Genomic DNA, 26,549 nt, shown 5'->3' on the forward strand with positions numbered 1-26,549 from the left:
ATGACATGTCGTGCTTGGACCAGATCCGTCGCCCTCGCGCTCACCACCGTCCTTGCCGTTGTCCTCTCCGCGTGCGGGACAACGTCCTCGGCCGGCTCGACGGACAAGGAGATCACCCTCGGCCTGTTGAGCTGGGAGGAATCGACTGCAGTCGGCAACGTCTGGGCCGTGCTACTGGAGAGCCGTGGCTATCAGGTCACCCTGCAGCAGGTCGACGCCGGCCCGGCGTTCGATGCAACGGCCCGGAGCCAGATCGACGTCCTGCTCGAAATGTGGCCGAACTACCATGCCGAGTACATGAAGAAGTACGAGGGAAAGATTGCCTCCCTCGGCCAGTGGTACGAGCCGACAGACATCAACCTCACCGTTCCCGACTATGTCACGAATGTGAACTCCATCGCCGACCTCCGAGGCAAGGAGAGCGAGTTCGGTGATCGGATCGTCGGTATCGAGGCCGGCTCGACGACGATGAAGCTGCTTGCCGAGGATGTCGCGCCCGCATACGGCCTGACCGGCTACGATCTCGTCCAGAGCAGCACTCCCGCGATGCTCGCCGAGCTCCGGAAGGCCGTGGCCGAGCAACGACCGATCGTCGTGTCGCTGTGGAAGCCCCACTGGGCCTACGCCGAGCTGCCCCTGAAGTCGCTGGCCGACCCTCAGAAGAAGTTCGGCGGCGCCGGAACCATCGACACGGTCGCCGCCGTAGATTTCGCGAGGGAGAATCCTGACGTCGCCGAGATGTTCGGACGGTTCTCGCTCGACGAACAGCAACTGGCCGACCTCATGCTCTCACTGGAGAGGGCCGGCAAGGGCAATGAACGCGCCGGAGCCCAGGCCTGGATCGACGCCAACCGGCAGCTGACAGATCGGTGGCTCGGCGCCGGACGGTGAGGCGGTCGACTCGCGATCGCCGACCCCGCATCAGCATCCTCAACGTGAAGATCGGAGAGCCATGCCCGAGAACCGTCCGCGTTCGGACCAGATGAGCCTCGGCATCGTCCTGTCGCCGACGACCGCGCACATCGCCGGCTGGCGGAGTCCCGACGCGGTGTCGAACGCCGGCGCGACGTTCGAATTCTTCCGGGAATCCGCGGCGACTGCCGAGCGGTCCGCATTCGACTTCGTCTTCCTCGCCGATGAGCTCTGCCCGCCCGACGCACCCGCAGAGGTCCTCAGCCTCGATCCGGTCATCTACCGGTACGAACCGATCACGCTCGCCTCGGCGCTGTCGGTCTGCACGACGACGATCGGGATCGTGGTGACACAGACCACGACCTACAACGAGCCGTACCACCTGGCTCGGAAGCTTGCATCCATCGACAACCTCAGCAACGGCCGCATCGGATGGAATCTCGTGACCTCGTACGTCGAGGCGGAGGCACGGAACTTCAGCCATGGCGAGCATGCCGAGTACACCGACCGGTACGCCCGGGCGGCCGAGTTCTTCGAGGTCGCCGCGGGCCTCTGGGACAGCTGGGACGACGACGCCTTCGTACTGGACAAGAGCACGGGCAGGTACTTCGACCCGACCAAGATGCACCCGCTCAACCACAAGGGGGACTACTTCTCCGTCGCCGGACCACTGAACGTGATCCGCTCCCCCCAGGGCAGACCGGTCCTCGTCCAGGCCGGGGCGTCCGAGCCCGGGCTCGATCTCGCAGCGCGATTCGCCGAGACCGCGTTCACGGCCCAGCAGAATCTCGCCTCGGGCCAGGCCTACTACCGTGATCTCAAGCAGCGCATGCGGTCCTACGGGCGGCCTGACGACGCGCTTCGAGTCATCGCAGGCGTGTTCCCCGTCATCGGCGGGACCATCGCGGAGGCGGAGGCGAGGTACCGGGACCTCCAAGAGCTCATTCTGCCGGAAATCGGGCTGACCCGGCTGTCCCAACTCCTGGGCTTCGATGTGACCGAGATGTCGCTCGACGAACCCCTGCCGAACGAGATCCCCGAGACGAACAGCTACCAGAGCCGGCAGCGTCTCATCATCGAGATGGCCAGGCGGGACCGGCTGACTCTACGGGAACTCTACTTGCGGGTCGTGACGTCCTACGGGCACCGAACCGTTCTCGGCACCCCGGAGACGGTAGCCGACACGCTCGAGGAGTGGTTCGAGGCGCGAGCCGCCGACGGCTTCATGGTGATGGCACCGGTCATGCCGTCCGGGCTCGCCGAGTTCACCTCGGCAGTCGTCCCGGAACTCCGTCGCAGGGGGCTGTTCCGCGACGACTACTCCGGTGCGACCCTCCGGTCCCACCTCGGCCTCAGCCGACCCGAGCGCGGCGCACCGCTCGCCCAGCCATGAGTCCCGGCTCACTCGACCGGGCACGGCACCATCACGACGCTGCACGGTCGGCGCGACGGCCGGCATCCGGAGGAGCCTCGGTGGTCGACCTCGACCCCCTGACCGGTGAACCCGAACAGCTCCGCAGCGCATACAGCTGCTTTCCCAGCGGTGTGACCGCCGTCTGCGCCTTGTCCGGGGGCCGGCCCAGGGGAATCGCTGCCAGCTCGTTCACCCCTGTCTCCCTGAACCCGCCGTTGGTCTCGGTGTGCGTGCAGAACACGTCAACGACGTGGCCACGGCTCCGCACGCTGCCCCGGTTGGGGGTGAGTGTGCTCGGTGCAGGCCAGGACACCACCGCGACCCGGCTCGCAGCGAAGCATGGTGACCGGTTCGCAGACGTTCCATGGCAGGCAACCCCAGATGGTGGAGTGCTCGTGCACCAGGCGGTGCTCTGGCTCGACTGCTCGGTTCACTCGGAGGTCTCGGCCGGCGACCACATCGTGGCCCTGCTCCAGGTACACGGCTTGCGTTCCCACCCGGATCGGGTCCCGCTCGTGTTCCACGGCAGCCGGTTCCGCCAGCTGGTCGAGGTCTGATGTGGCGGGCGGCACGGGGCGCGGCCGGAGCGCGGGCTCGGGTTCTCGTTCGTCACCAACGAGATGCCCGCCACCGGTCGAACCGCTCCCGCCCGGCCGGGCGAAGGACGCTCGGCTCGGTTCGTCCGTGCCCGGAACGACCCCGCCGACATGCGGCCCAGCGCGAATGTCGATCTCTGCCGGACGCTCGGCTGCATCTCGGCGGGTCGGACGCGACCGTTCGACGGCGCGGCGGGGCGCGGTCAGGCGAAGCTCAGCACCTCGGCGGAGTCCAGGCGGGGCAGGCGCTGCTGCCAGGCGTCGCCGGCCGGGTGCCCGAGGTTGACCACGAGCAGCACGGTGTGCCGCCCGCCGGGGAAGAACTCGCGCGTCACGGCGTCGGCGTCGAACCCGGCCATCGGGCCGGTGGCCAGGCCGTGCGCCCGGGCGGCGAGCAGGAAGTAGCCGGCCTGCAGGCTCCCGTTGAACCGGGCCATGCCGGCGCGGCCGTCCCGGCCCTGCTCCTCGAGGCTCTCCCGGAACCCGGGCTTGATCGGGAACGTCACCGGGACGTGCTCGTGGAAGTCCAGGTCCGCGGCCAGCAGCGCGACGGCCGGCGCGGCCTCGGACTTCGGCCGGTTGCCCTCGGCGAGCAGCGGCAGCAGCCGGTCCTTGCCCTCGCCGGTGCGCACGTAGGTCACGCGCAGCGGCTGGGTGTTGGCCGCGGTCGGCGGCCACTGGGCCAGCTCCCAGACCGAGCGGAGCGTCTCGTCGGTGACGGGCTCGTCGGTGAACGTGTTCGCGGTGCGGGCCTCGGTGAACAGCGCGGCGCGGCCGGCGGCGTCGAGACGCGGCAGGCGCACGGGGGAAGCGGTCTGTGCGGTCACGTGATGCTGGAGCGTTCAACCACCCCGGGTGGATTCCCGGCACAGACGTGCCGTTGATCACCCTGCTGCCGGTCACCCGGTGGCGCAGACGCCCCAGCGCAGCACCTCGGCCTCCCCCGGCACGAGCTCGACCAGGTCGGCGCCGGAGTTGAGCGCGTCCGGCGGGCAGGTCATCGGCTCGACGGCGACCGCCCGCGACACGACGACCGCACCGTCCGGACCCTGGCGCGGGAACTCCCCCGGGGTGAACACCTGCACCCAGCCGAACGCCGGCTCGGCCCACAGCTCGGTGCCGCCGCCGTCCGGGGCGGCGACCCGGTGCCGGACGAGGTCGTCGCCGTCACCGGGGACGCAGCCGCCGAACGCGCCGTCCAGCTCCAGACCGCCCAGCGGGGTCGACGCGAACGGTCGCTCCAGCGGCACCGCGGGCCCGTCCGGGAGCTGGTCGCGCAGCGGCAGCACGGTGCGGGCGGCGAGGGTCAGCTCCAGCTCGTCGGTGGGGACGTCACCGACCCGCAGGTACGGGTGGAACCCCAGCCCGAACGGGACCGGTGCGGCGCCGAGGTTCTCCACGACCGTCTCCACCGCGAGGCCGCCCGCGCCGACCGTGTAGGTGATCGTCACGCGGACCGGCTGCGGCCAGCCCGGCTGCACCGGGGCGACCGCGGTCAGCGTCACGTGGTCGCCGCCGCGGCCGGTGAGCGTCCACGGCACGTGGCGCAGCAGGCCGTGGATGGCGTTGCCGGCGTCCGGCTCGGAGAGCGCGAGCCGGTGCGTGGTGCCGCGGTGGCGCCAGCGGCCACCGCGGACCCGGTTCGGCCACGGCGCGAGCACCGCGCCGGAGCCCTTCGGGGGCCGGGCCGTGGGCGGGTGCGGTTCCAGGCGCACCCGGCCGCCCTGGGCGAAGCCGGCGAGACCGCCGCCGACCTCGTCGACGTCGGCCCGGGCATCCCCGCTGACGATCACGAACCGCTCACCGCAGGCGTCCATACGCGCAGTCTGCTGCAGCCGGGCCCGCTCACCCCGCCAGGGGGGTCGCCCGGGCGGCCTCGGCGTCCAGGACGGCGTCGACCGGGGTGGGCGGGCCCAGCTCGGTGACCGTGAAGTCGACCCCGGTGCCGCGGGCCAGGCCGACCACGTGCTCGTGATGGGTGAACAGCAGGACCTGCTGGGTGGCCGCCAGCTCGGCGAGCACACTGATCGCGGCCGGGGCCCGCTCGTCGTCGAAGGTCATCAGCACGTCGTCGAGCACCACCGGAACCGGCGGCAGCCCGGCCGCGGCCCGGTCGGCCTGCAGCTGCTCGATCCCGGCCAGCCGCAGCGCCAGGTGCACCTGGTCCGCGGTGCCCTCGGACAGCTTCCGCGGCGGCAGCTCCTCGCCGTCACCGCGGACCGCGACCAGGCTCCTGGCTCCGGCTGCCGACCGCCCGTCCACCTCGGACGGCGGCCGGAGCGCCACGAACCGGCCACCGGTCAGCCGCTCCAGCAGCGTCCCGGCCCGGACCAGCAGCGGGGACGCGTGGCTGCGCTCGTAGGCCTCCAGCTCCCGGCGCAGGATCTCCCGCTGCAGGTGCAGCACCAGGTAGCGCTCGGCCGCCTCGGCGACGCCGGCCAGCTCCTCCTGGGCACGGGCGTGCAGCTCGGCGGCGCCCTCGGTCTCCTCCAGCTCGCGGCGCCGGGCCCGCAGCCCGCCGAGCTGCTCGCGGATCGCGTCCTGCTCGGCGCCCAGCTCCCGCTCGCGCGCCTCGGCGCGCGCAAGGGCCTCGGCCAGCGCACCCGGCTCGGTGTCCGGTGCGGCGGCGACGAGCTCGTCGGCGTCCAGGTCGGGGGCGGCCGCCGCGAGCAGGCGGGACTGCTCGGCGATCCGGGCGTCCAGGTCGGCAACGGTGGCGCCGCGCTCGGCCGCGGCCTCCAGCCCGCCCGGTTCCATCGCCTCGGTCAGCGCCAGCTCGACGGCGAGCCGGTCCAGCACCGCGCCGGCCGCGGCGACGTCCCGGGCCGCGCGGGCCGCGGCGTCCTCCGCGGCCGCAATGCCGTCGTCGAGGTGCCCGGCCGACACCGCGGCCTTGGTCACCTCGCGGACCCGGTCGGCCAGCTCCCCGAGCCGGTCGGCGGACGCGGTGCCGGTCGGCGCCTTCGGCAGGTGCCGCTCGACCAGCGCGGTCACGGCCCGCCGGTGCGCGTTCACGGCCCGTTCGAGGCGCCGCGCCTCGGCGTCGTCCTGGCGGGCGGTCGCCCCGGCCTGCTGGGCGTCGGCGACGGTGTCGCGGCGGGTGTCCCATCCGGACGGTTCCAGATCGGTGGGCAGCCCGGCGCCGCGCAGCGCGAACCGCCAGCGCGAGCGCGCCAGGTCCCGCTCGTGCCGCGCGGCGTCGGCCGCCCCGCCGGCCCGCTCGGCCTCGCTGCGCAGCCGGGCCAGCAGCACCCGGCGGTCGCGGGCGTGCTCGGCCTCGGTGGCGAGGTCGGCGGCGGCGACCAGCAGCACGTCCAGCGGCGCCCCGTCCCGCGGACGCCCGGCCGCGGCCAGCGCGGCCGCGAGCGCACGTTCCTGCTCGTCGGCCTGGTCACGCAGCCGGGCCAGCCGCTCGTCGGCCCGGGCGACCTCGTCCTGCGCGCGGGCGGCGTCGGTGAGGGCGGTGACGACCGCGTCGGCGTCGTCCGCGTCCGGGACGGCGACGCCGTGCGAGCGCCACAGCGTCGCCCAGGCCGCCCCGGCCTCCGCGGCCCGGGACCGGGCCTCCTCGACCGCGGACGTCGCACCGCCCGACCGGGCCACCGCCTCCTCCAGCTCGGCCTCGCGGTGCGCGAGCTCGGCGACCCGGTCCGCGGAGGCGATCATGTCGTCGGCGACCCGGTCGGCGGCGGCGACGGCGGCCGCGACCCGCGCGGCGGCGTCCCCGAACCCCGCGGCGGCGTGTCCCGGCCCGGCAGGAGCGGCTTCCGGTCCGGCAGCGGCCTCCCGTGACCCGGCGGCGGCATCCCCCGGCCGCACGGCCGCGTCACCGGCTCGCGCGGCGAGCAGCTCCGCCACTGCGGCGTCCCGCTCGGCGCGGGCGGCGGCCAGGGCGTCCGGGCCGACCGGGCGGCCGCGGCCCGCGACCCCGTCCCGGGCCGACCGGGCCCGGTGCTCGCGCTCGGCGGCGTCGGCGGCCGCGCGCTCGGCGGCGCGGAGATCCTGCTCGGCGGCGCGCAGCGCGGTCCGCAGCGCACGCACCTCGCGCACCGGGGGCGCCAGCACGGCCCCGTCGCCGCCCGGGTCGCGGCCCGGGTCACCCGCGCCGCGGTAGCCGGCCGCGGCCAGCGCCTCGGAGCGGCGGGCCAGCGCCGCGTCCCGCTCGACGACGGCCGCCCGGCACAGCGCCGCCGCCGACCCCTCGGCCTCGATCGCACGGCGGACCTCGGCGACCCGGCCGACCCGCTCGGCGTCGAGCCCGCCCGGCACGTCGGCGGCCTCCCGGACCTCGGCGAGCGCCTCGGCGTGCAGCCGCTCGGCCCGCTCGGCCTCGACCTCCGCGTCGTGCAACCGGCGGGCGATCTCGTCGAGGTCGCGGGCCCGGTCGGTGGGCAGGTGGACGGCGGCGAGCCGCTCGTCGGCGCTGCGCCCGTCCTCGGCGACGAGCTCGGCGAGCGCGGACTCGGCACGCCGGTGCAGCTCGGCGGCGTCGGCCCGCAGCCGGGCGGCCCGCTCCGCGTCGGCCCGGCGGGCCTGCGCTGCGGACTCCAGCTCCCGGATCCGGGTGGCGTCGGCCAGCAGGTCCTCGTCGAGGTCGAGCTCGGCGCGGCGGGCGCGCAGCTCGTCGGCGCGGGCCCGGTGCTCGTCACGCTGCTGCTCAGCGGCCGCCCGGTCGGCGGTCGCGCGGGTGTACTCGGCCAGCGACCCGGCGTCGAGCGCGGCGCCGGTGGCGCACAGCGCCGCCCGCTCGGCCCGCAGGGTGGCCAGCTCGTGGGCCGGTTCCTGGGCCCGGACGGCCTGCCGGGCGCGGTCGGCGTCCTCGGCGGCGGTGCGCCGGGTCCGGGTGAGCTCGGCGGCCCGCCGTTCCAGGCGGCCGATCTCGTCGGCGAGCGCGGTCACCTCACCGGCCCGCGCGGTGCGGTCGGCGGCGGCCTGCTCGGCGTCGGTGAACCGGGCGAACGCGGCCCGCACCTCGACCGACTTGCTGCCCCGGTGCTCCTTGTAGAGCGCGTCGGCCTCGGCGTCGAGGGCGGCGATCAGGGCGCGGGCGTCGCGGCCGCTGCGGGCGGTGAACACCAGCTCGGCGAGGTCGCCGCCGCCGGCGCAGAGGGTGCGGCCGCCGGCGCGGAGCTGCTCGTGGCCGAGCCCGAACCCCTCGCGCCACCGCCGTCGGGCCTCGGCCCCGCCGGTCCCCCACGGGGCCTCGACGGCCCGCCCGTCGTCGTCGTGCAGCCCGCGGGTGGTCCGGCGCAGGGTCCGCGGGCCGTCCGGGCCCTCGACCGAGGCGGCGACGGCGAGCCGGGCCGGGCTGAACGCGTAGGCGTGCTGCGCCGGCCGCGGCATCCCCCAGAGCAGGTCGGACAGCGCGTCGAGCAGGGTCGACTTCCCGGCCTCGTTCGGCCCGGAGACGATCGTCAGGCCCGGGCCGAGTGCCAGCGACCGGTCCTCGTAGCTGCCGTAGCGTTCCAGGACGAGCGAGCGCAGGCGCCCGTTCACGAGCCCTCCCCCGCCATCCGGGCCAGCAGCTGCTGCTCGGCCTGCCGGGCCAGCGCGGCCAGGCGCTCGTCGTCGCGCAGGTCCAGCAGGCCGGCCTCGCGCAGCCGACGCCCGAGCTCGCGGTCCAGGGGCGCGGCGAGCTCGCGGATCCGGCCGGGGTCGGCGGCGAGCCCGGCGGCGGCCGCCGAGACCGCGGCGCTCAGCTCGGGGTCGACGGCGAGCGCGTCGGACGGCGGGCGGGTCCGGTTGCGGATCTTCTCCAGCACCGCACCCGCGTTCGCGGCGGCCAGCTCCAGCTCGGTGCGAACCCGTTCCGTGTCGGTCAGCCCGGCCGCGGCCGGCCCCGCGCCGTGCAGCGTGACCTGCGCGACGACCGTGCGCGGCGCCGCCTGCCCGCACCGCTCCCGCACGGCGGCGGCGACGGCGTCGAACACCTCGTCGGCGTCGGCGAGCCCGGCGATGTCGACCTCGACCAGCTCCCAGCGGGCGACGTCGAGCTCGAGCGGGGTCAGCGCGGCCTGCCCGCCGGGCTCGACGTCGACCAGCAGCGCGCCCTTGGGGCCGCGCTCCTGGGGGTGGCGGCCCTGCAGGTTCCCGGAGAACGCGGCGGTGTGCTGGCCGTCGCACACCACCCGCTGCTCGTGCACGTGCCCGAGCGCGAAGTACTCGTAGCCGCAGCCGGACAGGTCCTCCGGGCGGCAGGGGGCGTAGGTGTCGTGCCGGTCGTCGCCCTGCACCGAGGTGTGGAGCATGCCGACGTTGACCAGCCCGGGGACCCGGTCCGGGTAGGCGGGCACCAGGTTCTCGCAGACGGCGCGGCGGGCGAAGCCCTGGCCGTGCACGGCCAGACCCAGGTCGTCGACGACCCGGGTCTCCGGGGCGTCCACGGACAGCCGGTGGGTGTTCGGGGGCAGCCGCAGCGAGCGGGTGATCTCGGACTGGGCGTCGTGGTTGCCGTTGATGAGGAAGACCGGGATGCCCTCGTCGTGCAGCCGGGCGAGCTGGCGGACGAAGAAGGCGCCGGTGGCGTAGTCCTTCCAGTCGCCGTCGTAGACGTCCCCGGCCAGCAGCAGCGCGTCCGCGCCCCGGTCGACGACCGCGTCGACCAGGTTCTCGCAGGCCCGCCGGGTCGCGGCGCGCAGCGATCCGGCCAGCTCGGAGTCGCCGAGCCGGGACAGCCCGCGCAGCGGGCTGTCCAGGTGCAGATCGGCGGCGTGCACCAGGCGCAAGTGGGGGCTCCGTGGGTCGGGGTCCGGGGAGGGCCCGAGTCTAGGAGAGGGCACCGACGACATCGCGCAGGCCGGACCCGCGGGTCACCCGTCGTCGGGGCGGCCGTCCTCCTGGTAGACGTCCGGGATGCCGTCCCGGTCGGTGTCCCGGGTCTCGATCTCGGCGATCCGCCGGTAGTGCGCGTTGCGGAACCGCAGCAGGACCGTCGCCAGCAGCGCCGCCGTCAGGGACCCGACCAGCACGCCGACCTTCACGTGGTCGTCCTGGGGGGTGCCGGCGCCGAACGCCAGCTCCCCCACCAGCAGCGAGACGGTGAACCCGATCCCGGCCAGCTGGGCGATGCCGAGCAGGTCCCACCAGCTCACCTCGTCCGACAGCTGGGCGCGGGTGAACCGCTGCACCAGCCAGGTCGAGCCCAGCACGCCGATCGCCTTGCCCAGCACGAGGCCCGCGATGATGCCCAGCGTCACCGAGTCGGCGAGGGTCTCGGCCAGGCCGCCGGCGTCGACGACCGAGACCCCGGCGGCGAAGAACGCGAAGATCGGCACCGCGACGCCGGTGGACACCGGTCGCCAGCGGTGCTCGAAGTGCTCGGCCATCGACACGCCGTGCACCGTGTGCCTGCCCAGCACGGGCACCGTGAAGCCGAGCAGCACCCCGGCCACGGTCGCGTGCACGCCGGACTCGTGCACCAGGAACCAGGTCACCGCGCCGAGCGGGAGCAGCAGCCACCAGGACCGGACGCCGCGCTGCACGGCGAGCCCGAACAGCGCCAGCGGGACCAGCGCGCCCAGCAGCGCCGGCAGGGACAGCTCGTCGGTGTAGAAGACCGCGATGACCGTGATCGCCAGCAGGTCGTCGACCACGGCCAGGGTGAGGAGGAACATCCGCAGCGCCGACGGCAGGCTGGTCCCGATCACCGCCAGCACGGCCACCGCGAACGCGATGTCGGTGGCCGTCGGGATGGCCCAGCCGACCAGCGTCTCCGGCCGGGACGCGTTGATCGCCACGTAGATCAGCGCCGGGGCGATCATCCCGCCGACGGCGGCGACGACCGGGAGCAGCGCCGTGCGCGGGTCCCGCAGGTCACCGGCGACGAACTCGCGTTTCAGCTCCAGCCCGACCACGAAGAAGAAGATCGCGAGCAGCCCGTCCGCGGCCCAGGTGGCAAGCGACAGGTCCAGGTGCAGGGCGCTCGGCCCGACCGTGAACCGGGCCAGGTCGAAGTAGGTCTCCCGCCACGGGGAGTTCGCGTACAGCAGCGCCAGCGCGGCCGCGACGACGAGGACCATGCCGCCGACCGTCTCGGTGCGCAGGATGTCGCCGACGACGCGCGCCTCGGGCCACGATCCGCGGGCGAGGAGGCGACGGCGGGGCGGGTTCGGGGAGGTGCTCACGGATCTCCGGAAGGGTCGGGCGGGCAGGTGTCATCGCTCGCCGACCAGACTTCCCGGCACACCGGGGCGGATCTTATCGGCCGGCCCCGGTGTGCGTCACCCGCGGGCGAGATCCGTCACGGGCGGGGGCCGAGCGCCGCGGCCGCGGCGGCGAGCTCCCGGATCCGGTCGACGTCACCGGCCGCGACCGTGTCGGCCGGGGTGAGCCAGGAGCCCCCCACACAGGCGACGTTCGGCAGCGCCAGGTAGTCCGGCGCGGTGTCCACGGTGATCCCGCCGGTCGGGCAGAACCGCAGGTCCGGCAGCGGCCCCGCGACCGACTTCAGGAACGGGCGCCCCCCGGCGGCCTCCGCCGGGAAGAACTTCAGGGCGCGGTGCCCGCGCTCCGCGACGGCCATCATCTCCGAGATCGACGACGTGCCGGGCAGGAAGTCGAGCCCGGAGTCCTCCATCGCGTCCAGCAGCCGCGGCGTGGCGCCGGGGCTGACCAGGAACCGGGCGCCGGCCGCCACGGAGGCCTTCACGTCCTCCGGGGTGCGGACGGTTCCGGTCCCGACGACGGCGTCCGGCACCTCGGCGGCGATCCGGCGGACCGCCTCGGCGGCGGCCGGGGTCCGCAGGGTCACCTCGATGACCGGCAGGCCGCCGTCGACCAGCGCCCGGGCCACCGGCACCGCGCTCCCGGCGTCGGGCAGGACGACGACCGGGACGACCGGGGCCAGGTCCAGCAGGTTCGTGCTCATGCGTCTCTCTCCACTCCGGCGACGGTGGCGCCCCGGTCGGCCGGGCCGACCGCCGCGCGGAACGCCGTGAACAGTTCCCGGCCGGTGCCGAAGGTCGGCCCGGACGGCGTGTCGGGTACGGCCGGCTCGCGGGCGTCGAGCTCGTCGGCGTCCACCAGCACCGACAGTGTGCCCGTGAGGGTGTCGAGCCGGATCGGGTCGCCGTCGCGCACCTTGCCCAGCGGACCGCCCCGGGCGGCCTCCGGCGTGACGTGCAGGGCCGCCGGGACCTTGCCGGACGCGCCGGACATCCGGCCGTCGGTGACCACGGCCACCTGGTGCCCGCGGTCCTGCAGGACCCCGAGCACCGGGGTGAGCTTGTGCAGCTCGGGCATCCCGTTGGCGCGCGGGCCCTGGTTGCGGACGACGGCGACGAAGTCCCGCCCGTCCAGCTCGCCGGCCCGGTAGGCGGCCAGCAGGTCGTCCTGGTCCTCGACGACGACGGCGGGTGCCTCGACGTAACGGTGGGCCGGCTCGACGGCGGAGGTCTTCACGACCGCCCGGCCGAGGTTGCCGTGCAGCACCCGCAGTCCGCCGTCCGGCGCGAACGGATCGGCCACCCCGCGCAGCACGGACTTGTCCAGGCTCTCGGCGGGGCCCTCGCGCCAGACCAGCTCGCCGTCGTCGAGGAAGGGCTCGCGGGTGTAGCGGGCCAGCCCGGGGCCGTCCACCGTGCGGACGTCGTCGTGCAGCAGGCCGGCCCCGCGCAGCTCCCGGATGAGTACCTGCAGGCCGCCCGCGGCCCGGAAGTGGTTCACGTCGGCACTGCCGTTCGGGTAGATCCGCGCGAGCAGCGGCACGACCGCCGACAGGTCGGAGAAGTCGTCCCAGGTGATCTCGACGCCCGCGGCGGCGGCCATCGCGACCAGGTGCATCGTGTGGTTGGTGGAGCCTCCGGTGGCGAGCAGCGCGACGATCCCGTTGAGCACCGCCTTCTCGTCGACGATCTCGCCCATCGCCAGGGCGGGGTCGCCGGCCGCGGCCAGCGCACGGCGGGCGGTCTCGGCGGTCAGCGCGTCCCGCAGCGGGGTGCCCGGGTTGACGAAGGTCGAGCCCGGCAGGTGCAGGCCCATGATCTCCATGAGCAGCTGGTTGGAGTTCGCGGTGCCGAAGAACGTGCAGGTCCCGGGGCCGTGGTAGCTCTGCGACTCGGCCTCGAGGAGCTCCTCGCGGCCGATCTCGCCCGCGGCGAACCGCTGGCGCACGGCCGCCTTCTGCTTGTTCGGCAGCCCGGAGGTCATCGGACCGGCCGGGGCGAGCAGCACCGGCAGGTGGCCGAACGAGAGCGCGCCCATCACCAGACCGGGGACGATCTTGTCGCAGACCCCGAGCAGCACGGCGGCGTCGAACATGTCGTGCGAGAGCGCCACCGCGGTCGACATCGCGATGACGTCCCGGGAGAACAGCGACAGCTCCATGCCGGCGCGGCCCTGCGTGATCCCGTCGCACATGGCGGGGACGCCGCCGGCGACCTGGGCGACGCCGCCCGCGTCCCGGGCCGCCTGCTTGATCAGCGCCGGGTAGGTCTCGAACGGCTGGTGCGCCGAGAGCATGTCGTTGTAGGCGGTGACGATGGCCAGGTTCCGGGCGGGCGACGCGGTGAGCGTCAGCTTGTCCGGCCCGCAGGCGGCGACGCCGTGCGCGAGGTTGGCGCAGCCCAGGCTCTCCCGGTGCGGCCCGGCGGCCGGGCCCCGGTCGGCGGCCGAGCGGATGCGCTCCAGGTAGGCGGCCCGGGTGGTGGCCGAGCGGGCGGTCACCCGCGCGGTGACCTCGGCGAGGACGGGGTGGATCTCCGGCGGGGTGGGCTCGGTGGTGGTCGTCACGGTACGTCGGGCTCCAGGTGGTGGGGGATGGCGAACCGTTCGATACGCACGCTACCGGTCGACTTAGGTATTTACAAGACGTTACTGTGACCGGATCGGTGTTTTGCCAGCTCAAAGCCCTGTGGTTCACTGGATGAATGCGAGGACGGACCCCGACCAGCGCGCCCGCGACCGCCGGGGAGATCTTCCGGCTGGTCCGGGAGGGCCTGGCCGCGACCCGGACCGAGATCGGCCGGGCGACCGGCCTGTCGCGGACCGCCGTCGCCGCCCGCGTCGACCGGTTGCTGGCCGACGGTCTGGTCACCGAGGTCGTCGGCGCCGCCGCCACCGGCGGCCGTCCCGCCGCGCGCCTGGAGTTCAACGCGGCCGGTGGCACCGTGCTCGCGCTGTCGATCGGTGTCAGCCGGTCCAAGGCCGCGGTCTGCGACCTCACCGGCGCCGTCCTGGCCGAGGCCGTGATCGACCGGCCCGCCACGGTCGGCCCGGAGCAGCTGCTCGCCGAGGCCGTCGGCACCCTGGAGAAGCTGCTGCTCGAGGCGGGCGGGGACGACTCCGGCATCCGCGGCATCGGCCTGTCGGTCCCCGGCACCGTCGACCCGGTCCGCGGCTGGTCGGTGGGCGTGCCGACGCTGCCGGGCTGGGAGCGCGTCCCGCTGCCGCCGATGCTGACCGAGCGCTTCCCGGTGCCGGTCCGGGTGGACAACGACGTGAACGTCATGGCGCTCGCCGAGCACGCCGCGCACCCGGACGTCGACGACCTGCTCATGGTGAAGATCGGTTCCGGGGTCGGGGCCGGGCTGGTGTCGGGCGGCGTCCTGCAGCGCGGCGCGTGGGGCGCCGCCGGGGAGATCGGGCACATCCCCGTGCACGACGGTCCGGGTATCGGCTGCGGGTGCGGCAACGTCGACTGCCTGGAGGTGCTGGCCTCGGGCCGGGCGCTGGTGCGGGACCTGTCGGCCGGGCGGCCGGACGGCGAGGTGACCTCGATCCCCGACGTCGTCGGGCTGGTGAAGCGGGGCGACCCGGACGCGGTCCGGCTGGTCCGGATCGCCGGGCGCCGGCTGGGCGAGGTCCTGGCCGCCGCGGTCAACCTGGTCAACCCGGCGCTGGTCGCGATCGGCGGCGACCTGGTGGGCGCGTTCGACCCGCTGGTCGCGGGCGTCCGGGAGGCGATCTACCGGCGGTCGATGGCGACGGCGACCCAGAACCTGCGCATCGAGCCGGGGCTGCTCACCGGCCGCAGCGGCGTCATCGGGTGCGCGATCCTGGTTCTCGACGAGGTGCTCTCCCCCGCGACCGTCGACGCGGCGCTGTCGGCCTGAGTCACGCCGCCCCCGGCGTGCGCAGCATGTCGAACCGCATCGCCCGCGAGACCGTGAACCCCATCGACCGGTAGAGCCGGACGGCGTTCTCGTTGGCCGCCGACACGTGCAGCACCGGGCGCTCGCCGCGGGCGACGATCCCGGCGACGACCGCCTCCACCAGCCGCCGGGCCAGGCCCTTGCCGCGGAGCTCCGGGTCGGTGCACACGGCGCTGATCTCGGTCGCCACCTCCCCCGCCGGCCCGAGCCGCATGCGCTCGCCGGCCATCGCGACCAGCCGGCCGTCGTGCCGGAACCCGACGAAGCGACCGAGCTCGGCGGTGCGCGCCATCCACGGGCCGGGCCGGGTGGCCGCGGCCAGCTCCGCCATCTCGGCCCGGTCCGCGGACCCCAGCTCGACGGCGTCGGGGTCGGGCCCGCCCGGCACGCCGGCCCCGTCCATCTGGATCGCCGGGAACGGCCACCGCAGCACCCACCCGTCCGGCAGCACCGGCGGCCCGTCCCCGGCCCGCACCAGCACGACGTCGCGGTCGGGTCCGCACAGGGCGGCGAGATCGGCCCAGTCGGCGGGCCCGGGGTCGAGCGGCAGCCCGGCGAACGGCGAGACTTCCGGGGCGAATCGGGCCGCGCCGCCACGGACCGCGCCGAACCCGCCCAACGCGCCGTGCAGGGTGGCGGGGACCGGGTTGCGCAGGGCGGCGTCGAGGGCGGACACCCCGCGATCGTGCCCCGGCGACGGGAAGCCGCCGCCACGGGGTCCTCTACCGTGATCGGCATGACCGTCGCCGCCGCCGACGCCTTCACCGCCCGCCACGGCGCCGCCCCGTCCGGGGTGTGGTTCGCCCCCGGCCGGGTCAACCTGATCGGCGAGCACACCGACTACAACGACGGCTTCGTGCTGCCCTTCGCGCTGCCGCACCGGGCCGTGGTGGCCGCGGCGCCCGCGTCCGGCCCGGTCAGCCGGGTCCGGTCGGCCCAGGAGCCGTCGGTGGCGGAGTTCACCGCGGCGTCGGTCGTCCCGGGCGACGTCGACGGCTGGGCCGCGTACGTGGCCGGGACGTGCTGGGCGTTCCGCGAGGCCGGGTACCCGGTCGGCGAGGTCGAGCTGGAGCTGGACTCGGACGTGCCGGTGGGGGCGGGGCTGTCGTCGTCGGCGGCGGTGGAGTGCGCGGTCGGGGTGGCGCTGGCCGGGCTGGCCGGGGTCGAGGTCGACCCGACCGAGCTGGCCCGGATCGCCCGGCGTGCGGAGAACGAGTTCGTCGGCGCGCCGACCGGCGGGATGGACCAGATGGCGGCGGTGCACGGCCGGGCCGGCCGGCTGGTGTTCCTCGACACGCGCGACGACACCGTCGAGCTGGTGCCGTTCGACCTGCCCGCGCACGGGTGCACGCTGCTGGTGATCGACACCCGGGCGCCGCACGCGCACGCCGGCGGCGAGTACGGCGCGCGCCGCCGGGACTGCGAGGAGGCGGCCGCCGCGCTCGGCGTGCCCGCGCTGCGGGACGCCTCCCTCGCCGACGTCGAGCGGCTGGCCGACGACCGGGTGCGGCGCCGCGCGCGGCACGTGGTCTCCGAGAACGAGCGGGTCCTGGAGGTCGTGCGGCGGCTGCGGGACGCGGTGGACCCGCGGGCGATCGGCCCGCTGCTCGACGCCTCGCACACCTCCATGCGGGACGACTTCGAGATCACCGTCCCGCACGTGGACGTGGCCGTGGCCGCCGCCCGCGACGGTGGCGCGCTCGGGGCCCGGATGACCGGCGGCGGGTTCGGCGGCTGCGTGATCGCGCTGGTGCCGGCGACCGCGACGGCCGCGGTGAGCGCATCGGTGGAGCGGGCCTTCGCCGACCGCGGCTGGACGGCGCCGGTGGTCTTCCCGGGCACACCGAGTGACGGGGCCGGCCGGCTCGCCTGAGGTTCCGCACTTGAAAGACGGATCGGAATCGGTACAGTACGGAACCGGCCCGGTCTCGCACCGAGCCGCCTGGCACCTCAGGTTCCGTTCGATCAAGGAGACGGCTCGTGCCGCATCCCCTTCCCGTCATGGACCCCGCCGACATCGTCGTGTTCGGCGGCACCGGCGACCTCGCCATGCGCAAGCTGCTGCCCGCGCTGTACCTGCGCGACCGGGACGGCCAGCTCGCCGAGGGCACCCGGATCGTCGCGGTCTCGCGCTCCGGCCTGGACGACGCCGACTACCGCGACAAGGTCGACTCCGAGCTGCGCCGGGTCGTCCCGCGCTGGGCCGGGGCCGACGTCCTCGCCGACGACGCGGCACACACCCGGTTCCTGCAGCGCCTCGACCACGTCACGCTCGACGTGTTCGACGACGACTGGTCGGCCCTGTCGGGCCTGCTGGGGCGGGCGGCCGAGGACGGAGCGCGGACCCGGGTGCTCTACCTCGCCTCGGCCCCGCAGCTGTTCGGCCGGATCTGCGTCGGCAGCGCCCGGGCCGGGATCGTCGACGAGCGCACCCGCGTCGTCCTGGAGAAGCCGCTGGGCCACGACCTGGCCTCGGCCCGGGAGATCAACGACGAGGTCGGCTCGGTGTTCGCCGAGGAGCAGATCTACCGGATCGACCACTACCTCGGTAAGGAGACGGTGCAGAACCTGCTGGTCCTGCGCTTCGGCAACTCCCTGTTCGAGCCGCTGTGGAACGCCTCGCAGATCGACCACGTGCAGATCACCGTCTCCGAGTCGATCGGCTGCGGCAACCGTGCCGACTACTACGACGGCAGCGGCGCCCTGCGCGACATGGTCCAGAACCACCTGCTGCAGCTGCTGTGCCTGGTCGCGATGGAACCTCCCGCCAAGATCGACGGCGAGGGCGTGCGCGACGAGAAGCTGAAGGTGCTCCAGTCGCTCAAGCCGCTCGACGGGCCGGACGTCATCCGCGACACCGTCCGCGGCCAGTACACCGAGGGCCTCGTCGACGGCGCCGCCGTCCCCGGCTACGCCACCGAGCTGGCCGAGGCCCGGGCCGGCACCCCGCGCGAGCGCGAGCGGCCGAGCACCGAGACGTTCGTGGCGCTGCGGGCCGAGGTCGCCAACTGGCGCTGGGCCGGCGTGCCGTTCTACCTGCGGACGGGCAAGCGGCTGGCCACGCACGCGTCGGAGATCGTCGTGCAGTTCAAGCCGGTCCCGCACTCGATCTTCCCGGCGTTCGGGGAGGAGATCCCCGCGAACCGGCTCGTGCTGCGGCTGCAGCCCGACGAGGGCGTCCGCCTGCACATGACCGCCAAGCAGCCCGGCCCCGGCGGGATCCGGCCCATCCCCGCGCCGCTGGACCTGTCGTTCGCCCGCACGTTCGGCGACCGCCTGCCGGACGCCTACGAGCGGCTGCTGATGGACGTGCTGCGGGGCAACCCGACCCTCTTCATGCGCCGCGACGAGATCGAGGCCGCCTGGACCTGGGCGGAGCCGATCCTGCGGACCTGGGAGGCCACCGACCAGCGGCCGCGGCCGTACGCGGCGGGCAGCACCGGCCCGGCCGCGGCCACCGCGCTGATCGAGCGCGACGGCCGGGCCTGGCACGAGGACTACTAGGCGGGACCGGCGGCGTCCCGGGCGTCAGTAGGACCGCGGCAGTCCCAGCACGTGCTGCGCCACGTAGTTGAGCACCATCTCCTGGCTGATCGGGGCCAGGCGCATCAGCCGCGCCTCCCGGAAGTAGCGCTCGACGTGGTACTCGCGGGCGTAGCCCATGCCGCCGTGGGTCTGGACCGCCCGGTCGGCGGCCTCGAACCCGGCGTCGGCGCACAGCCACTTCGCCATGTTCGCCTCCTTCCCGCACGGCAGGCCGCGGTCGTATCGCCACGCGGCCTGCCGTGCCATGAGCTCGGCGGCGTCCAGCCGCGTCGCGGCCTCGGCCAGCGGGAAGGCGATGCCCTGGTTCTGCCCGATCGGCCGGTCGAACACCACCCGCTCGCCCGCGTACCGCACGGCCCGGCGCAGCGCGGCGCGCCCGATCCCGAGCGCCTCGTGCGCCAGCAGGATCCGCTCGGGGTTGAGGCCGTCGAGCAGGTACCGGAAACCCTGGCCCTCCTCCCCGACCCGGGCCGAGGCGGGTACCCGGTAGCCGTCGAGCACGACCTCGTAGGAGGCCACGGCGTTGCGCCCCATCTTCGGGATCGGCCGCAGGACGAGCCGGTCCGGGTCGACGTCGACCAGGAACAGGGTCATGCCGTCGGTGGGCCGCTCGACCTCCTCGCGCGGTGTGGTCCGGGTGATCAGGACCATCTTCTGCGACCGCCCGGCCTTGGTGGTCCACACCTTCCGCCCGTCGAGCACGTACCCGTCGCCGTCCCGGCGGGCCCGGGTGGTGATCCGGGTGGTGTCGGTGCCGGCGTCCGGCTCGGTCACGCCGAAGCAGACGTGCAGCGATCCGTCCGCCGCCCCGGGCAGCACCGCCCGGCGCATCTCCTCGCTGCCGTGCTTCACGATCGTGTTCAGCCCGAAGATCGTCAGGTGCATGGTGCTGCACCCGTTCATCGCCGCACCGGAGGCGGCGACCTCCTCGAGCAGCAGCGAGGCCTCCAGCACGCCGAGCCCGCCGCCGCCGTACTCCTCGGGGACGGCGATGCCGAGCCAGCCGGCGTCGGCGAAGGCGTCGTAGAACGCGTCCGGGAACTCGCAGCGCTCGTCGCGCTCGGCCCAGTACTCGTCCGGGAAGCGCCCGGCCAGCTCGCGGACGGCCCGGCGGATGTCCTGCTGCTCGTCGGTGAGCTCGAAGTCCATGTCGTTCCTCTCCCCGTGAGTGGTTCGGAGGGCCGGGGCCCTCCGAACCACTCACGAGCGGCAGCGGTCCGTCGAGTACAGGTGCGAGTCGGGGAAGTGCCGGGCGGCGAGCGCCTCCCCGACGATGATCACGGCGGTGCGTTCGATCCCGGCCTCCCGGACGGCCTTGGGCATGCCGTCGAGGGTGCCGCGCAGCACGACCTCGTGCGCCCGGGAGGCGTGCGCGACGACCGCGGCCGGGCAGTCGCCGCCGTAGGCCGGGGCCAGCGCGTCGACGACCTCGTCGATCCGGTGCACGGCCAGGTGCAGCACGACCGTGCCGCCCGCCTTCCCCAGCGCCGCGAGGTCCTCGGCCGGTGGCATGGGGGTGGCGCGGGCGGCGATCCGGGTGAGGGTGACGGTCTGCGCCACGGTCGGGACGGTCAGCTCCCGGCCCAGCGCGGCCGCGGCCGCGGCGTAGGCGGGGACGCCGGGGCACACGTCGTACGGGACGCCCTCGGCCTCGAGCCGGCGCATCTGCTCGGCCATCGCCGAGAACACCGACGGGTCCCCGGACGCCAGCCGCGCAACGTCCAGGCCGTGCCGGTGCGCCCGGACCATCTCGTCGAGGATCTCGTCGAGGGTCATCAGGGCGGTGTCGACCGTCCGGGCGCCGGGCGGGCAGATCTCCAGCATCTCCGGCGGGACGAGGCTGCCGGCGTACAGGCACACCGGCGAGGCCGCGATGAGGTCGCGGGCGCGCAGCGTCAGCAGGTCGACCGCGCCCGGGCCGGCCCCGATGAAGTGCACCGTCACGAGTCGTTCCCCTTCTCCCAGTTCCAGATCGTCACCGGCATCGACGGCCGCCAGCCGTGGAAGCCGCCCACCGGCTCGGCCCGCGCCACCTGCACGCGCACGAGCGTGCCCCCGTGCGCGGCGTGCGCGGCGGCCAGCACCGCCTCGGTCTGCACGGTGACCGCGTTCGCGACGAGCCGCCCGCCCGGGCGCAGCGCGTCCCGGCACCGGTCGAGCACCCCGGCCCCGGTGAGCCCGCCGCCCACGAAGACCGCGTCCGGTTCCGGCAGGCCGTCGAGGGCGCCGGGGGCGCGGCCGGTGACGACCTGCAGGCCCGGGACACCCAGCGCGGCCGCGTTGGCCGCGACCCGGTCGGCGCGCTCGGCACGGGACTCGACGGCGACCGCGCGGCACGCCGGGTGCGCGCGCATCCACTCGATCCCGATCGAACCGGAGCCGGCGCCGACGTCCCACAGCAGCTCACCGGGCCGCGGCGCGAGGTGGGCGAGGGTGACGGCCCGGACCTCCCGCTTGGTGAGCTGGCCGTCGTGGTCGTAGGCGGTGTCGGGCAGCCCGGGGGTCTCGCCGAGCGGGCGCACGCCGTCGTCGGGGACGCACTCGACGGCGACGACGTTCAGCGGGTCGGCCTCCCCCCGCCAGCCGGCGGCGGTCCCGGCCACGACCCGCTCGTCCGGGGCGCCGAGCCGTTCCAGGACGGTCAGCGACGACCCGCCCCACCCGGCGCCGGTGAGCAGTCGCGCGATCTCGGCGGGCGACCCGGCCCCGGCCGACAGCACGACCAGCCGGGTGCCCGGGGCGAGCACCCGGCGCAGCGCGTCGAGGGGGCGGCCGACCAGCGACAGCACCCGCACGTGCTCCGAACCCCATCCCAGCCGGGCGCAGGCCAGCGCCACCGACGACGGGTGCACCAGTACCCGGAGCCGCTCCGGCCCGGCGACCCGGGCCAGGGTCGCACCGATCCCGAAGAACATGGGGTCGCCGGAGGCGAGCACCGCGACGCGCCGCCCTGCGAGCTCGTCGAGGATCCCGGGCAGGGCCGGGACCAGCGGCGACGGCCACGGCCGCCGCTCCCCCGGCACCTCGCCGCCGGGCAGCAGGTCCAGCTGGCGGGGGCCGCCGAGCAGCACCTCGGCCTCGCGCAGGGCCTCGCGGGACGGGCCGGGGAGCCCGGCCCAGCCGTCCGCCCCGATCCCCACCACGGATACCGGCGCGTCACCCATCGGTCTTGTCCGTCACTCCCGCGCTGTCGAAGGTCGCGACGTCGGTCATCGCCCGCGCGGCCCCCTGCAGCACCGGCAGTGCGAGCAGCGCCCCGGTGCCCTCACCCAGGCGCATGTCCAGCTCCAGCAGCGGCGCGAGCCCCAGATGCTCCAGGACGACGTGCCCGCCGGGTTCGGCCGAGCGGTGCCCGGCCAGGCAGTACCCGGGCACGTCGGGGGCGAGCGCCGCAGCCACCAGCGCGGCGGACCCGGCGATGACGCCGTCGAGGAGCACCGGGGTGCGCAGCGCGGCCGCGCCGAGCACGAACCCGGCCAGCCCGGCGTGCTCGAACCCGCCGATCGCGGCGAGCACGCCGAGCGGGTCGGCCGGGTCCGGCCGGTGCCGCTCCAGCGCGCCGCGGACGACCTCGGTCTTGCGGGCCAGCGTCGCGTCGTCGATGCCGGTACCGCGGCCGGTCACCGCGGCCGGGTCGGCACCGGTGAAGGCGCAGATCAGGGCGGCCGCGGGGGTGGTGTTGGCGATGCCCATGTCGCCGGTGACCAGGCACCGGTTCCCGGCGGCGACCAGGTCCCGGGCGACCTCGATGCCGTGCTCGACGGCCTGCCGGGCCTGCTCGCGGGTCATCGCGGGGCCGCAGGCCAGGTCGGCGGTGCCGGGCGCCACCTTGCGCGGCAGCAACCCGGGCACCGGCTCCAGATCGGCCGCCACCCCGACGTCGACGACCTGCACCTCGGCCCCGAGCTGGCGGGCGAACGCGTTCACCACGGCGCCGCCGGCGACGAAGTTGGCCACCATCTGCCCGGTGACCTCCTGCGGCCACGGGGTGACGCCCTGGGCGTGCACGCCGTGGTCGCCGGCGAACACCGCGACGGCCGCGGGGGCGGGCACCGGCGGCGTCTCCGACCCGGCGATCCCGGCGAGCGTGACGGCGACGTCCTCCACCCGGCCGAGCGCGCCGCGCGGCTTGGTCATCCGGTCGAGCCGGTCCCGGGCGGCGGCGCGGGCGGCCCCGTCCACCGGCCCGATCGCGTCCACCGTGGACTCCAGCAGGGCGGTGGGCGGAGCGCCGGGCAGCCCGCGGGCGCCCCAGGTCTCCTGGTGCACGGCCCAGTCGAGCGGGCGGCGCCGGGCCCAGCCGTGGTCCTCCAGCTCCGGACGGTCCGGGAACGCGTCGACGTGCCCGACGCACAGGTAGGCGACGACCTCGACGTGCGCCGGGAGGCCGAGCAGCTCACGCAGGGTGTCGAGGCCGTCGTCGCCGAAGAAGCTGACCCACCCGACGCCGAGGCCTTCGGCCCGGGCGGCCAGCCACAGGTTCTGCACGGCGAGGGCCGCCGAGTAGGGACCCATCTCGGGCCGGTCGTGCCGGCCGAGGGTGTGCCGGCCGCCGCGGGTCGGGTCGGCGGTGACGACCACGTTCAGCGGTGTCTCCCGGATGGCCTCGATCCGGATGGCGCGCAACGCCTCGGCCCGCGCCGCGGGCAGCGACGCGGCGTACCGGGCCCGCTGCGCGTCGACCAGCGCGTGCACCCGGTCCCGGGTCGCCGGGTCGCGGACGAGCACGAAGTCCCACGGCTGGGAGAACCCGACGCTCGGCGCGGCGTGCGCGGCCTCCAGGATCCGGGTGAGCACGTCGTCGTCGACCGGGTCGGCCCGGAACCCGGTCCGGACGTCCCGGCGGGAGTGCAGCACGTCGTAGAAGTCCTGCACAGCTGCCTCCCGATGATCGTGACGACGGACGAGCCGACCACACGCCTGAGCGGATGGTCAACCGACCGGCCCGACTCGGTCGGGCACCTCACATACTGGTCGCATGAACTGTCCCTGCGGCACCGGACGGCCCGAGGACGCCTGCTGCGGCCCGGTCCTCGCCGGCCGCCCGGCCCCGACCGCGGAGGCGCTGATGCGCAGCCGCTACACCGCGTTCGTCCACGGCGACACCGCGCACCTGATGGCGTCGTGGCACCCGTCGACCCGGCCGCGCCGGCTGCGGCTGGAGCCGGGCTCGACGTGGACCGGGCTGGAGATCGTCGACCGCGCCGGCGGGTCGATGTTCGACCGCGACGGCGTGGTCGAGTTCCGGGCCCACCGGGTCGACGGGGTGCTGCACGAGCGGAGCCGGTTCGTGCGCGAGGAGGGGCACTGGTTCTACGTCGACGGGGACGTCCGTTCGTAACAGGCTGTCGCCGACCGGCGACCCCGGTGCGAGTCGCCATCGGGGGCAAGCCGGATCGACCACGGTGCGTCGGTCAGCCGGCGCCCGGGCCGGCGTCTCCCCCGACGGGCCGCTCCGCCGGCGTCCGCCGCGCGCGGCCGAGCAGCCAGGTCACCACGGCCGCCGAGACCATGCAGATTCCCACCACCCACAGCCCGAGCCGGTTGCTGCCGGTCGCGTCGGACAGCGAGCCGGTGACGTAGGGCGCGACGAACCCGGACAGGTTCCCCAGCGAGTTGATCAGACCGATGCCGGCCGCCGCCGCGGCACCGGTCAGGTACGCCGTGGGCAGGGACCAGAAGCCGGGGAGCGCGGCCAGCACGCCACAGGCGCAGATCGTGACGGCGACGATCGCGAGCCACGGGTTCGCCAGGTACAGCGCCACCGGGATGGCCAGGCCCCCGACGAGCGCCGGCACGGCCACCCGCACCGTCGGGTTCGTCGCCCTCCGGGTCCAGAGGATCATGGCGATCAGCCCGATCCCGAACGGGATCGCGTTGATCAGTCCCTGCTGGACGGTGGTGAACTGGGTGCCGTACTGCGCGGAGAACCCCTTGATGATCGTCGGCAGGAAGAAGCCGAGCGCGTAGAGGCCGTAGACGACCCCGAAGTACACCCAGGACAGTGCCAGCACCCGGGGGCTCTTCAGCGCCCCGAGCACCGACTTCGGCCCGGCCCCGGACACCTCCCGGCCCTCGGCGGCGAGCACGCGTTCCAGGGCGTCCCGCTCCGCCTGCGGCATCCACGACGCCGTGCCCGGCCGGTCGGTGAGGAAGAACCACACGACGACGGCCAGCAGGACCGCCGGGATACCCTCCAGCAGGAACATCACCCGCCAGCCGGCGAGCCCGAACAGCCCGTCGCCGTGCTGGATGATCAGCGAGGAGACGACGGCGCCGAGCGCCGTGGAGATCGGCACCGCGGTCATGAACCACGCCGTCATCCGGGCCCGCTGCGCGGCCGGGAACCAATACGTGAGGTACAGGATGATGCCCGGGAAGAAGCCGGCCTCGGCCACACCCAGCAGGAAACGCAGCACGATCAGTACCGCGGCGTTCGGTGTGAACGCCATGACCGTCGCCACGACACCCCAGCTCACCAGGATCCGCGCGATCCACCGGCGGGCACCGAAGCGGTGCAACAGCAGGTTGCTGGGCACCTCGAGCAGCAGGTATCCGATGAAGAACACCCCGGCGGCGATACCGAAGAGCGTGGCCGACAGGCCCAGCTCCTCGTTCATCCCGTTCGGCCCGGCGAACCCGATGTTCACCCGGTCCAGGTAGTTCACGAAGTACAGCACGATCAGCAGGGGGATGAGCCGGCGGCCCGCGCGGCGCACGCCGGAGCGGACCAGCTCATCGTCGGTCCCGACAGCGGCGTCGGAGGTCATGGACGTTCCTCTCTGCAGACCTGTGGCCGGGGCCGAGGATGCCCCGGGGATCGAATGCTCGCCCGCCGGAGGGGTGCAGGTCCAGCACGGCCGGTCGGCCCGCTACCCGATGCCCGCTTCCTGGAGCGCCCGGCGAAGGATCGGTGCGAACGGATGGCTCTCGAGCCCCAGTCCACGTGAGACGTCCCTCGGCGCAACGACCCGTCGGTGACCGATCTCGAACCGGGGGGCCCACGGGCCGACCTCGACCTCGGCCCGCCAGATCGACCGTACGAGGACCAGGCCCAGCTCGCGTCCGGCGATGCACTCTCCGACGGAGAAGCCGAGCAGCCGGGCCCGCAGCACCGTCGAGCATGCCTCCTCGTGGACCTCGCGCCGCAGGGTCTGCTCCCACGACTCGTCGCCTTCGGGCCGGCCGGCCGGCAACTCCCAGTGATCACCGTCCTGGCTGATCAACACGATGTCTCCGCCGCCGGTCACGCAGACGCCCGCGGCACCGTGCCGGACCCCGGGCGGCGGATCCGTCGTCGGGGGATGCCACGACACGAGCAGATCCTGCCCGGAAGCGCGGACAGGGATTCGCCGGCCGTCGGTGGCGATCATCGCGACAGATGCATCACGGCCTGGCCGGTCGCCCGGAACCCCAAGCGCCCGTAGAACGGCGCAAGGCTGCGGGGACAGAAGAGCGTCACCGTGGGGATGTCCGCCAACTGTTCGAGCAGGCGGTGGACGAGCGCAGTCCCGATCCCGGCTCCCCGCAGCCGGGGCGTGACCACGACGTCCTCGACGTACGCGCGCAGCACGCCGTCGCTCACCGCCCGCGCGAAACCCACCAGCTCGTCGTCGTGCCATGCACCGACGGCCGGTCCCCCGCCGACGAGTGCGCGGCCGATCTGATGGTCCGTCCGGTCCGGCCACCAGCCCGGGGCGCGGTACAGGGCACGGACGGCCTGCGCCGGTATCGGACGCTCTGCGTGTGTCAGGACGTCGGACATCGTGGACACAGCGGCCGATTCTGGCAGGCGCGGCAGCCAGGGCCCATCACCTCACCGTGGCCACTGCCCGGTGCGCCGACGAGCAGCTGACCGCCGGGAACCGAACGCGTTTCCTGCGCGCGAGCGCGCGCCGCGCGTGTGTGCATCTCCGCGTGACGAACCGGGCCACCGCACGGCACCGCAGGGAGCTGCTCGCCCGGAGGGGCGGAGACGGTCGTCAACGCCCA

At 74.9% G+C, this 26,549-nt stretch carries 22 protein-coding genes; 7 read left to right on the forward strand and 15 right to left on the reverse strand.

All coding sequences use genetic code 11. The features are described from left to right. The 3 genes from H7X46_RS15020 (at position 1) to H7X46_RS15030 (ending at position 2,883) form a co-directional block, all read left to right on the forward strand. Entirely contained in the window at positions 1-891 is an 891-nt protein-coding gene (locus H7X46_RS15020; protein WP_255426141.1) for a glycine betaine ABC transporter substrate-binding protein, read from the forward strand. Between the two features lie 91 nt (positions 892-982). Then, complete coding sequence (locus H7X46_RS15025; RefSeq protein WP_222131321.1) at positions 983-2,305, forward strand: LLM class flavin-dependent oxidoreductase; 1,323 nt, start codon at positions 983-985, stop codon at positions 2,303-2,305. 80 nt (positions 2,306-2,385) lie between these two features. Beyond that, positions 2,386-2,883 (forward strand): flavin reductase family protein, encoded by a 498-nt coding sequence (locus tag H7X46_RS15030; RefSeq protein ID WP_370588783.1) that lies wholly within the window; start codon positions 2,386-2,388, stop codon positions 2,881-2,883. Between the two features lie 242 nt (positions 2,884-3,125). Here the strand turns inward: H7X46_RS15030 and H7X46_RS15035 are convergent, their stop codons facing one another. The 7 genes from H7X46_RS15035 to edd form a co-directional block, all read right to left on the reverse strand. Next, entirely contained in the window at positions 3,126-3,725 is a 600-nt protein-coding gene (locus tag H7X46_RS15035; RefSeq protein WP_186362683.1) for a malonic semialdehyde reductase, read from the reverse strand. Between the two features lie 96 nt (positions 3,726-3,821). Next, positions 3,822-4,739, reverse strand: coding sequence for an aldose epimerase (locus H7X46_RS15040; RefSeq protein WP_186359998.1), 918 nt, complete (start codon positions 4,737-4,739; stop codon positions 3,822-3,824). A 28-nt stretch (positions 4,740-4,767) separates the two neighbouring features. After that, complete coding sequence (locus H7X46_RS15045; protein ID WP_186359999.1) at positions 4,768-8,418, reverse strand: AAA family ATPase; 3,651 nt, start codon at positions 8,416-8,418, stop codon at positions 4,768-4,770. Beyond that, on the reverse strand, positions 8,415-9,638 hold the full coding sequence (locus H7X46_RS15050; RefSeq protein WP_370589074.1) for an exonuclease SbcCD subunit D: 1,224 nt from the start codon (positions 9,636-9,638) through the stop codon (positions 8,415-8,417). The genes H7X46_RS15045 and H7X46_RS15050 overlap by 4 nt, the downstream gene beginning before the upstream one ends. Positions 9,639-9,731: 93 nt before the next feature. Next, complete coding sequence (nhaA, locus tag H7X46_RS15055) at positions 9,732-11,045, reverse strand: Na+/H+ antiporter NhaA (RefSeq protein WP_186360001.1); 1,314 nt, start codon at positions 11,043-11,045, stop codon at positions 9,732-9,734. A gap of 116 nt (positions 11,046-11,161) precedes the next feature. Beyond that, positions 11,162-11,788 carry a bifunctional 4-hydroxy-2-oxoglutarate aldolase/2-dehydro-3-deoxy-phosphogluconate aldolase gene (gene eda, locus H7X46_RS15060; RefSeq protein WP_186360002.1) on the reverse strand — a complete coding sequence of 209 codons (627 nt, stop codon included), beginning with the start codon at positions 11,786-11,788 and terminating at the stop codon, positions 11,162-11,164. Then, a complete protein-coding gene (edd, locus tag H7X46_RS15065; protein WP_186360003.1) occupies positions 11,785-13,650 on the reverse strand; it encodes a phosphogluconate dehydratase in 1,866 nt (621 codons plus the stop codon). The genes eda and edd overlap by 4 nt, the downstream gene beginning before the upstream one ends. 137 nt (positions 13,651-13,787) lie before the next feature. Here edd and H7X46_RS15070 point away from each other — a divergent pair, with 137 nt between their 5' ends. Further along, entirely contained in the window at positions 13,788-14,972 is a 1,185-nt protein-coding gene (locus H7X46_RS15070) for an ROK family transcriptional regulator (RefSeq protein WP_186360004.1), read from the forward strand. Between the two features lies 1 nt (position 14,973). Here H7X46_RS15070 and H7X46_RS15075 read toward each other — a convergent pair whose 3' ends face one another. Next, complete coding sequence (locus H7X46_RS15075) at positions 14,974-15,687, reverse strand: GNAT family N-acetyltransferase (protein ID WP_186360005.1); 714 nt, start codon at positions 15,685-15,687, stop codon at positions 14,974-14,976. A 60-nt stretch (positions 15,688-15,747) separates the two neighbouring features. Here H7X46_RS15075 and galK point away from each other — a divergent pair, with 60 nt between their 5' ends. After that, the gene (gene galK / locus H7X46_RS15080; protein WP_186360006.1) at positions 15,748-16,884 is read left to right on the forward strand and encodes a galactokinase; all 1,137 of its coding nucleotides are present in this window, start codon (positions 15,748-15,750) and stop codon (positions 16,882-16,884) included. Positions 16,885-17,012: 128 nt separating this feature from the next. Then, on the forward strand, positions 17,013-18,515 hold the full coding sequence (gene zwf / locus H7X46_RS15085; protein ID WP_186360007.1) for a glucose-6-phosphate dehydrogenase: 1,503 nt from the start codon (positions 17,013-17,015) through the stop codon (positions 18,513-18,515). 24 nt (positions 18,516-18,539) lie between these two features. Here the strand turns inward: zwf and H7X46_RS15090 are convergent, their stop codons facing one another. Genes H7X46_RS15090 through cobT form a run of 4 tightly spaced genes read right to left on the reverse strand, consistent with a single transcriptional unit; the run spans position 18,540 to position 23,432 of the window. Next, a complete protein-coding gene (locus H7X46_RS15090; RefSeq protein ID WP_186360008.1) occupies positions 18,540-19,706 on the reverse strand; it encodes an acyl-CoA dehydrogenase family protein in 1,167 nt (388 codons plus the stop codon). 51 nt (positions 19,707-19,757) lie between these two features. After that, positions 19,758-20,501, reverse strand: a complete 744-nt coding sequence (gene cobM, locus H7X46_RS15095) for a precorrin-4 C(11)-methyltransferase (RefSeq protein ID WP_186360009.1) — start codon at positions 20,499-20,501, stop codon at positions 19,758-19,760. Further along, positions 20,498-21,721, reverse strand: coding sequence for a precorrin-6y C5,15-methyltransferase (decarboxylating) subunit CbiE (gene cbiE / locus H7X46_RS15100; protein WP_186360010.1), 1,224 nt, complete (start codon positions 21,719-21,721; stop codon positions 20,498-20,500). The genes cobM and cbiE overlap by 4 nt, the downstream gene beginning before the upstream one ends. Beyond that, complete coding sequence (gene cobT / locus H7X46_RS30715; protein ID WP_186360011.1) at positions 21,714-23,432, reverse strand: nicotinate-nucleotide--dimethylbenzimidazole phosphoribosyltransferase; 1,719 nt, start codon at positions 23,430-23,432, stop codon at positions 21,714-21,716. Before cobT ends, cbiE begins: the two co-directional genes overlap by 8 nt. A 103-nt stretch (positions 23,433-23,535) precedes the next feature. Here cobT and H7X46_RS15110 point away from each other — a divergent pair, with 103 nt between their 5' ends. Continuing rightward, the gene (locus H7X46_RS15110; protein ID WP_186360012.1) at positions 23,536-23,898 is read left to right on the forward strand and encodes a YchJ family protein; all 363 of its coding nucleotides are present in this window, start codon (positions 23,536-23,538) and stop codon (positions 23,896-23,898) included. A 73-nt stretch (positions 23,899-23,971) separates the two neighbouring features. Here the strand turns inward: H7X46_RS15110 and H7X46_RS15115 are convergent, their stop codons facing one another. The 3 genes from H7X46_RS15115 to H7X46_RS15125 form a co-directional block, all read right to left on the reverse strand. Further along, positions 23,972-25,327 (reverse strand): MFS transporter, encoded by a 1,356-nt coding sequence (locus H7X46_RS15115; RefSeq protein WP_186360013.1) that lies wholly within the window; start codon positions 25,325-25,327, stop codon positions 23,972-23,974. A gap of 102 nt (positions 25,328-25,429) precedes the next feature. Further along, positions 25,430-25,930, reverse strand: coding sequence for an NUDIX hydrolase (locus H7X46_RS15120; RefSeq protein WP_255426142.1), 501 nt, complete (start codon positions 25,928-25,930; stop codon positions 25,430-25,432). Then, a complete protein-coding gene (locus H7X46_RS15125) occupies positions 25,927-26,322 on the reverse strand; it encodes a GNAT family N-acetyltransferase (RefSeq protein WP_186360015.1) in 396 nt (131 codons plus the stop codon). The genes H7X46_RS15120 and H7X46_RS15125 overlap by 4 nt, the downstream gene beginning before the upstream one ends. Positions 26,323-26,549: the final 227 nt, after the last annotated feature.

The organism is Pseudonocardia sp. C8, assembly GCF_014267175.1.
Classification (GTDB): domain Bacteria; phylum Actinomycetota; class Actinomycetes; order Mycobacteriales; family Pseudonocardiaceae; genus Pseudonocardia.

What these genes read in the sequence shown, in the direction of transcription:
- H7X46_RS15040 (WP_186359998.1), bottom strand. Translation starts at nt 4,739, where the DNA reads ATGGACGCCTGCGGTGAGCGGTTCGTGATCGTCAGCGGGGATGCCCGG.
- H7X46_RS15120 (WP_255426142.1), bottom strand. Translation starts at nt 25,930, where the DNA reads ATGATCGCCACCGACGGCCGGCGAATCCCTGTCCGCGCTTCCGGGCAG.
- cbiE (WP_186360010.1), bottom strand. Translation starts at nt 21,721, where the DNA reads ATGGGTGACGCGCCGGTATCCGTGGTGGGGATCGGGGCGGACGGCTGG.
- galK (WP_186360006.1), top strand. Translation starts at nt 15,748, where the DNA reads ATGACCGTCGCCGCCGCCGACGCCTTCACCGCCCGCCACGGCGCCGCC.
- H7X46_RS15125 (WP_186360015.1), bottom strand. Translation starts at nt 26,322, where the DNA reads ATGTCCGACGTCCTGACACACGCAGAGCGTCCGATACCGGCGCAGGCC.
- H7X46_RS15070 (WP_186360004.1), top strand. Translation starts at nt 13,788, where the DNA reads ATGCGAGGACGGACCCCGACCAGCGCGCCCGCGACCGCCGGGGAGATC.
- H7X46_RS15020 (WP_255426141.1), top strand. Translation starts at nt 1, where the DNA reads ATGACATGTCGTGCTTGGACCAGATCCGTCGCCCTCGCGCTCACCACC.
- zwf (WP_186360007.1), top strand. Translation starts at nt 17,013, where the DNA reads ATGGACCCCGCCGACATCGTCGTGTTCGGCGGCACCGGCGACCTCGCC.
- eda (WP_186360002.1), bottom strand. Translation starts at nt 11,788, where the DNA reads ATGAGCACGAACCTGCTGGACCTGGCCCCGGTCGTCCCGGTCGTCGTC.
- H7X46_RS15090 (WP_186360008.1), bottom strand. Translation starts at nt 19,706, where the DNA reads ATGGACTTCGAGCTCACCGACGAGCAGCAGGACATCCGCCGGGCCGTC.
- H7X46_RS15115 (WP_186360013.1), bottom strand. Translation starts at nt 25,327, where the DNA reads ATGACCTCCGACGCCGCTGTCGGGACCGACGATGAGCTGGTCCGCTCC.
- H7X46_RS15110 (WP_186360012.1), top strand. Translation starts at nt 23,536, where the DNA reads ATGAACTGTCCCTGCGGCACCGGACGGCCCGAGGACGCCTGCTGCGGC.
- H7X46_RS15025 (WP_222131321.1), top strand. Translation starts at nt 983, where the DNA reads ATGAGCCTCGGCATCGTCCTGTCGCCGACGACCGCGCACATCGCCGGC.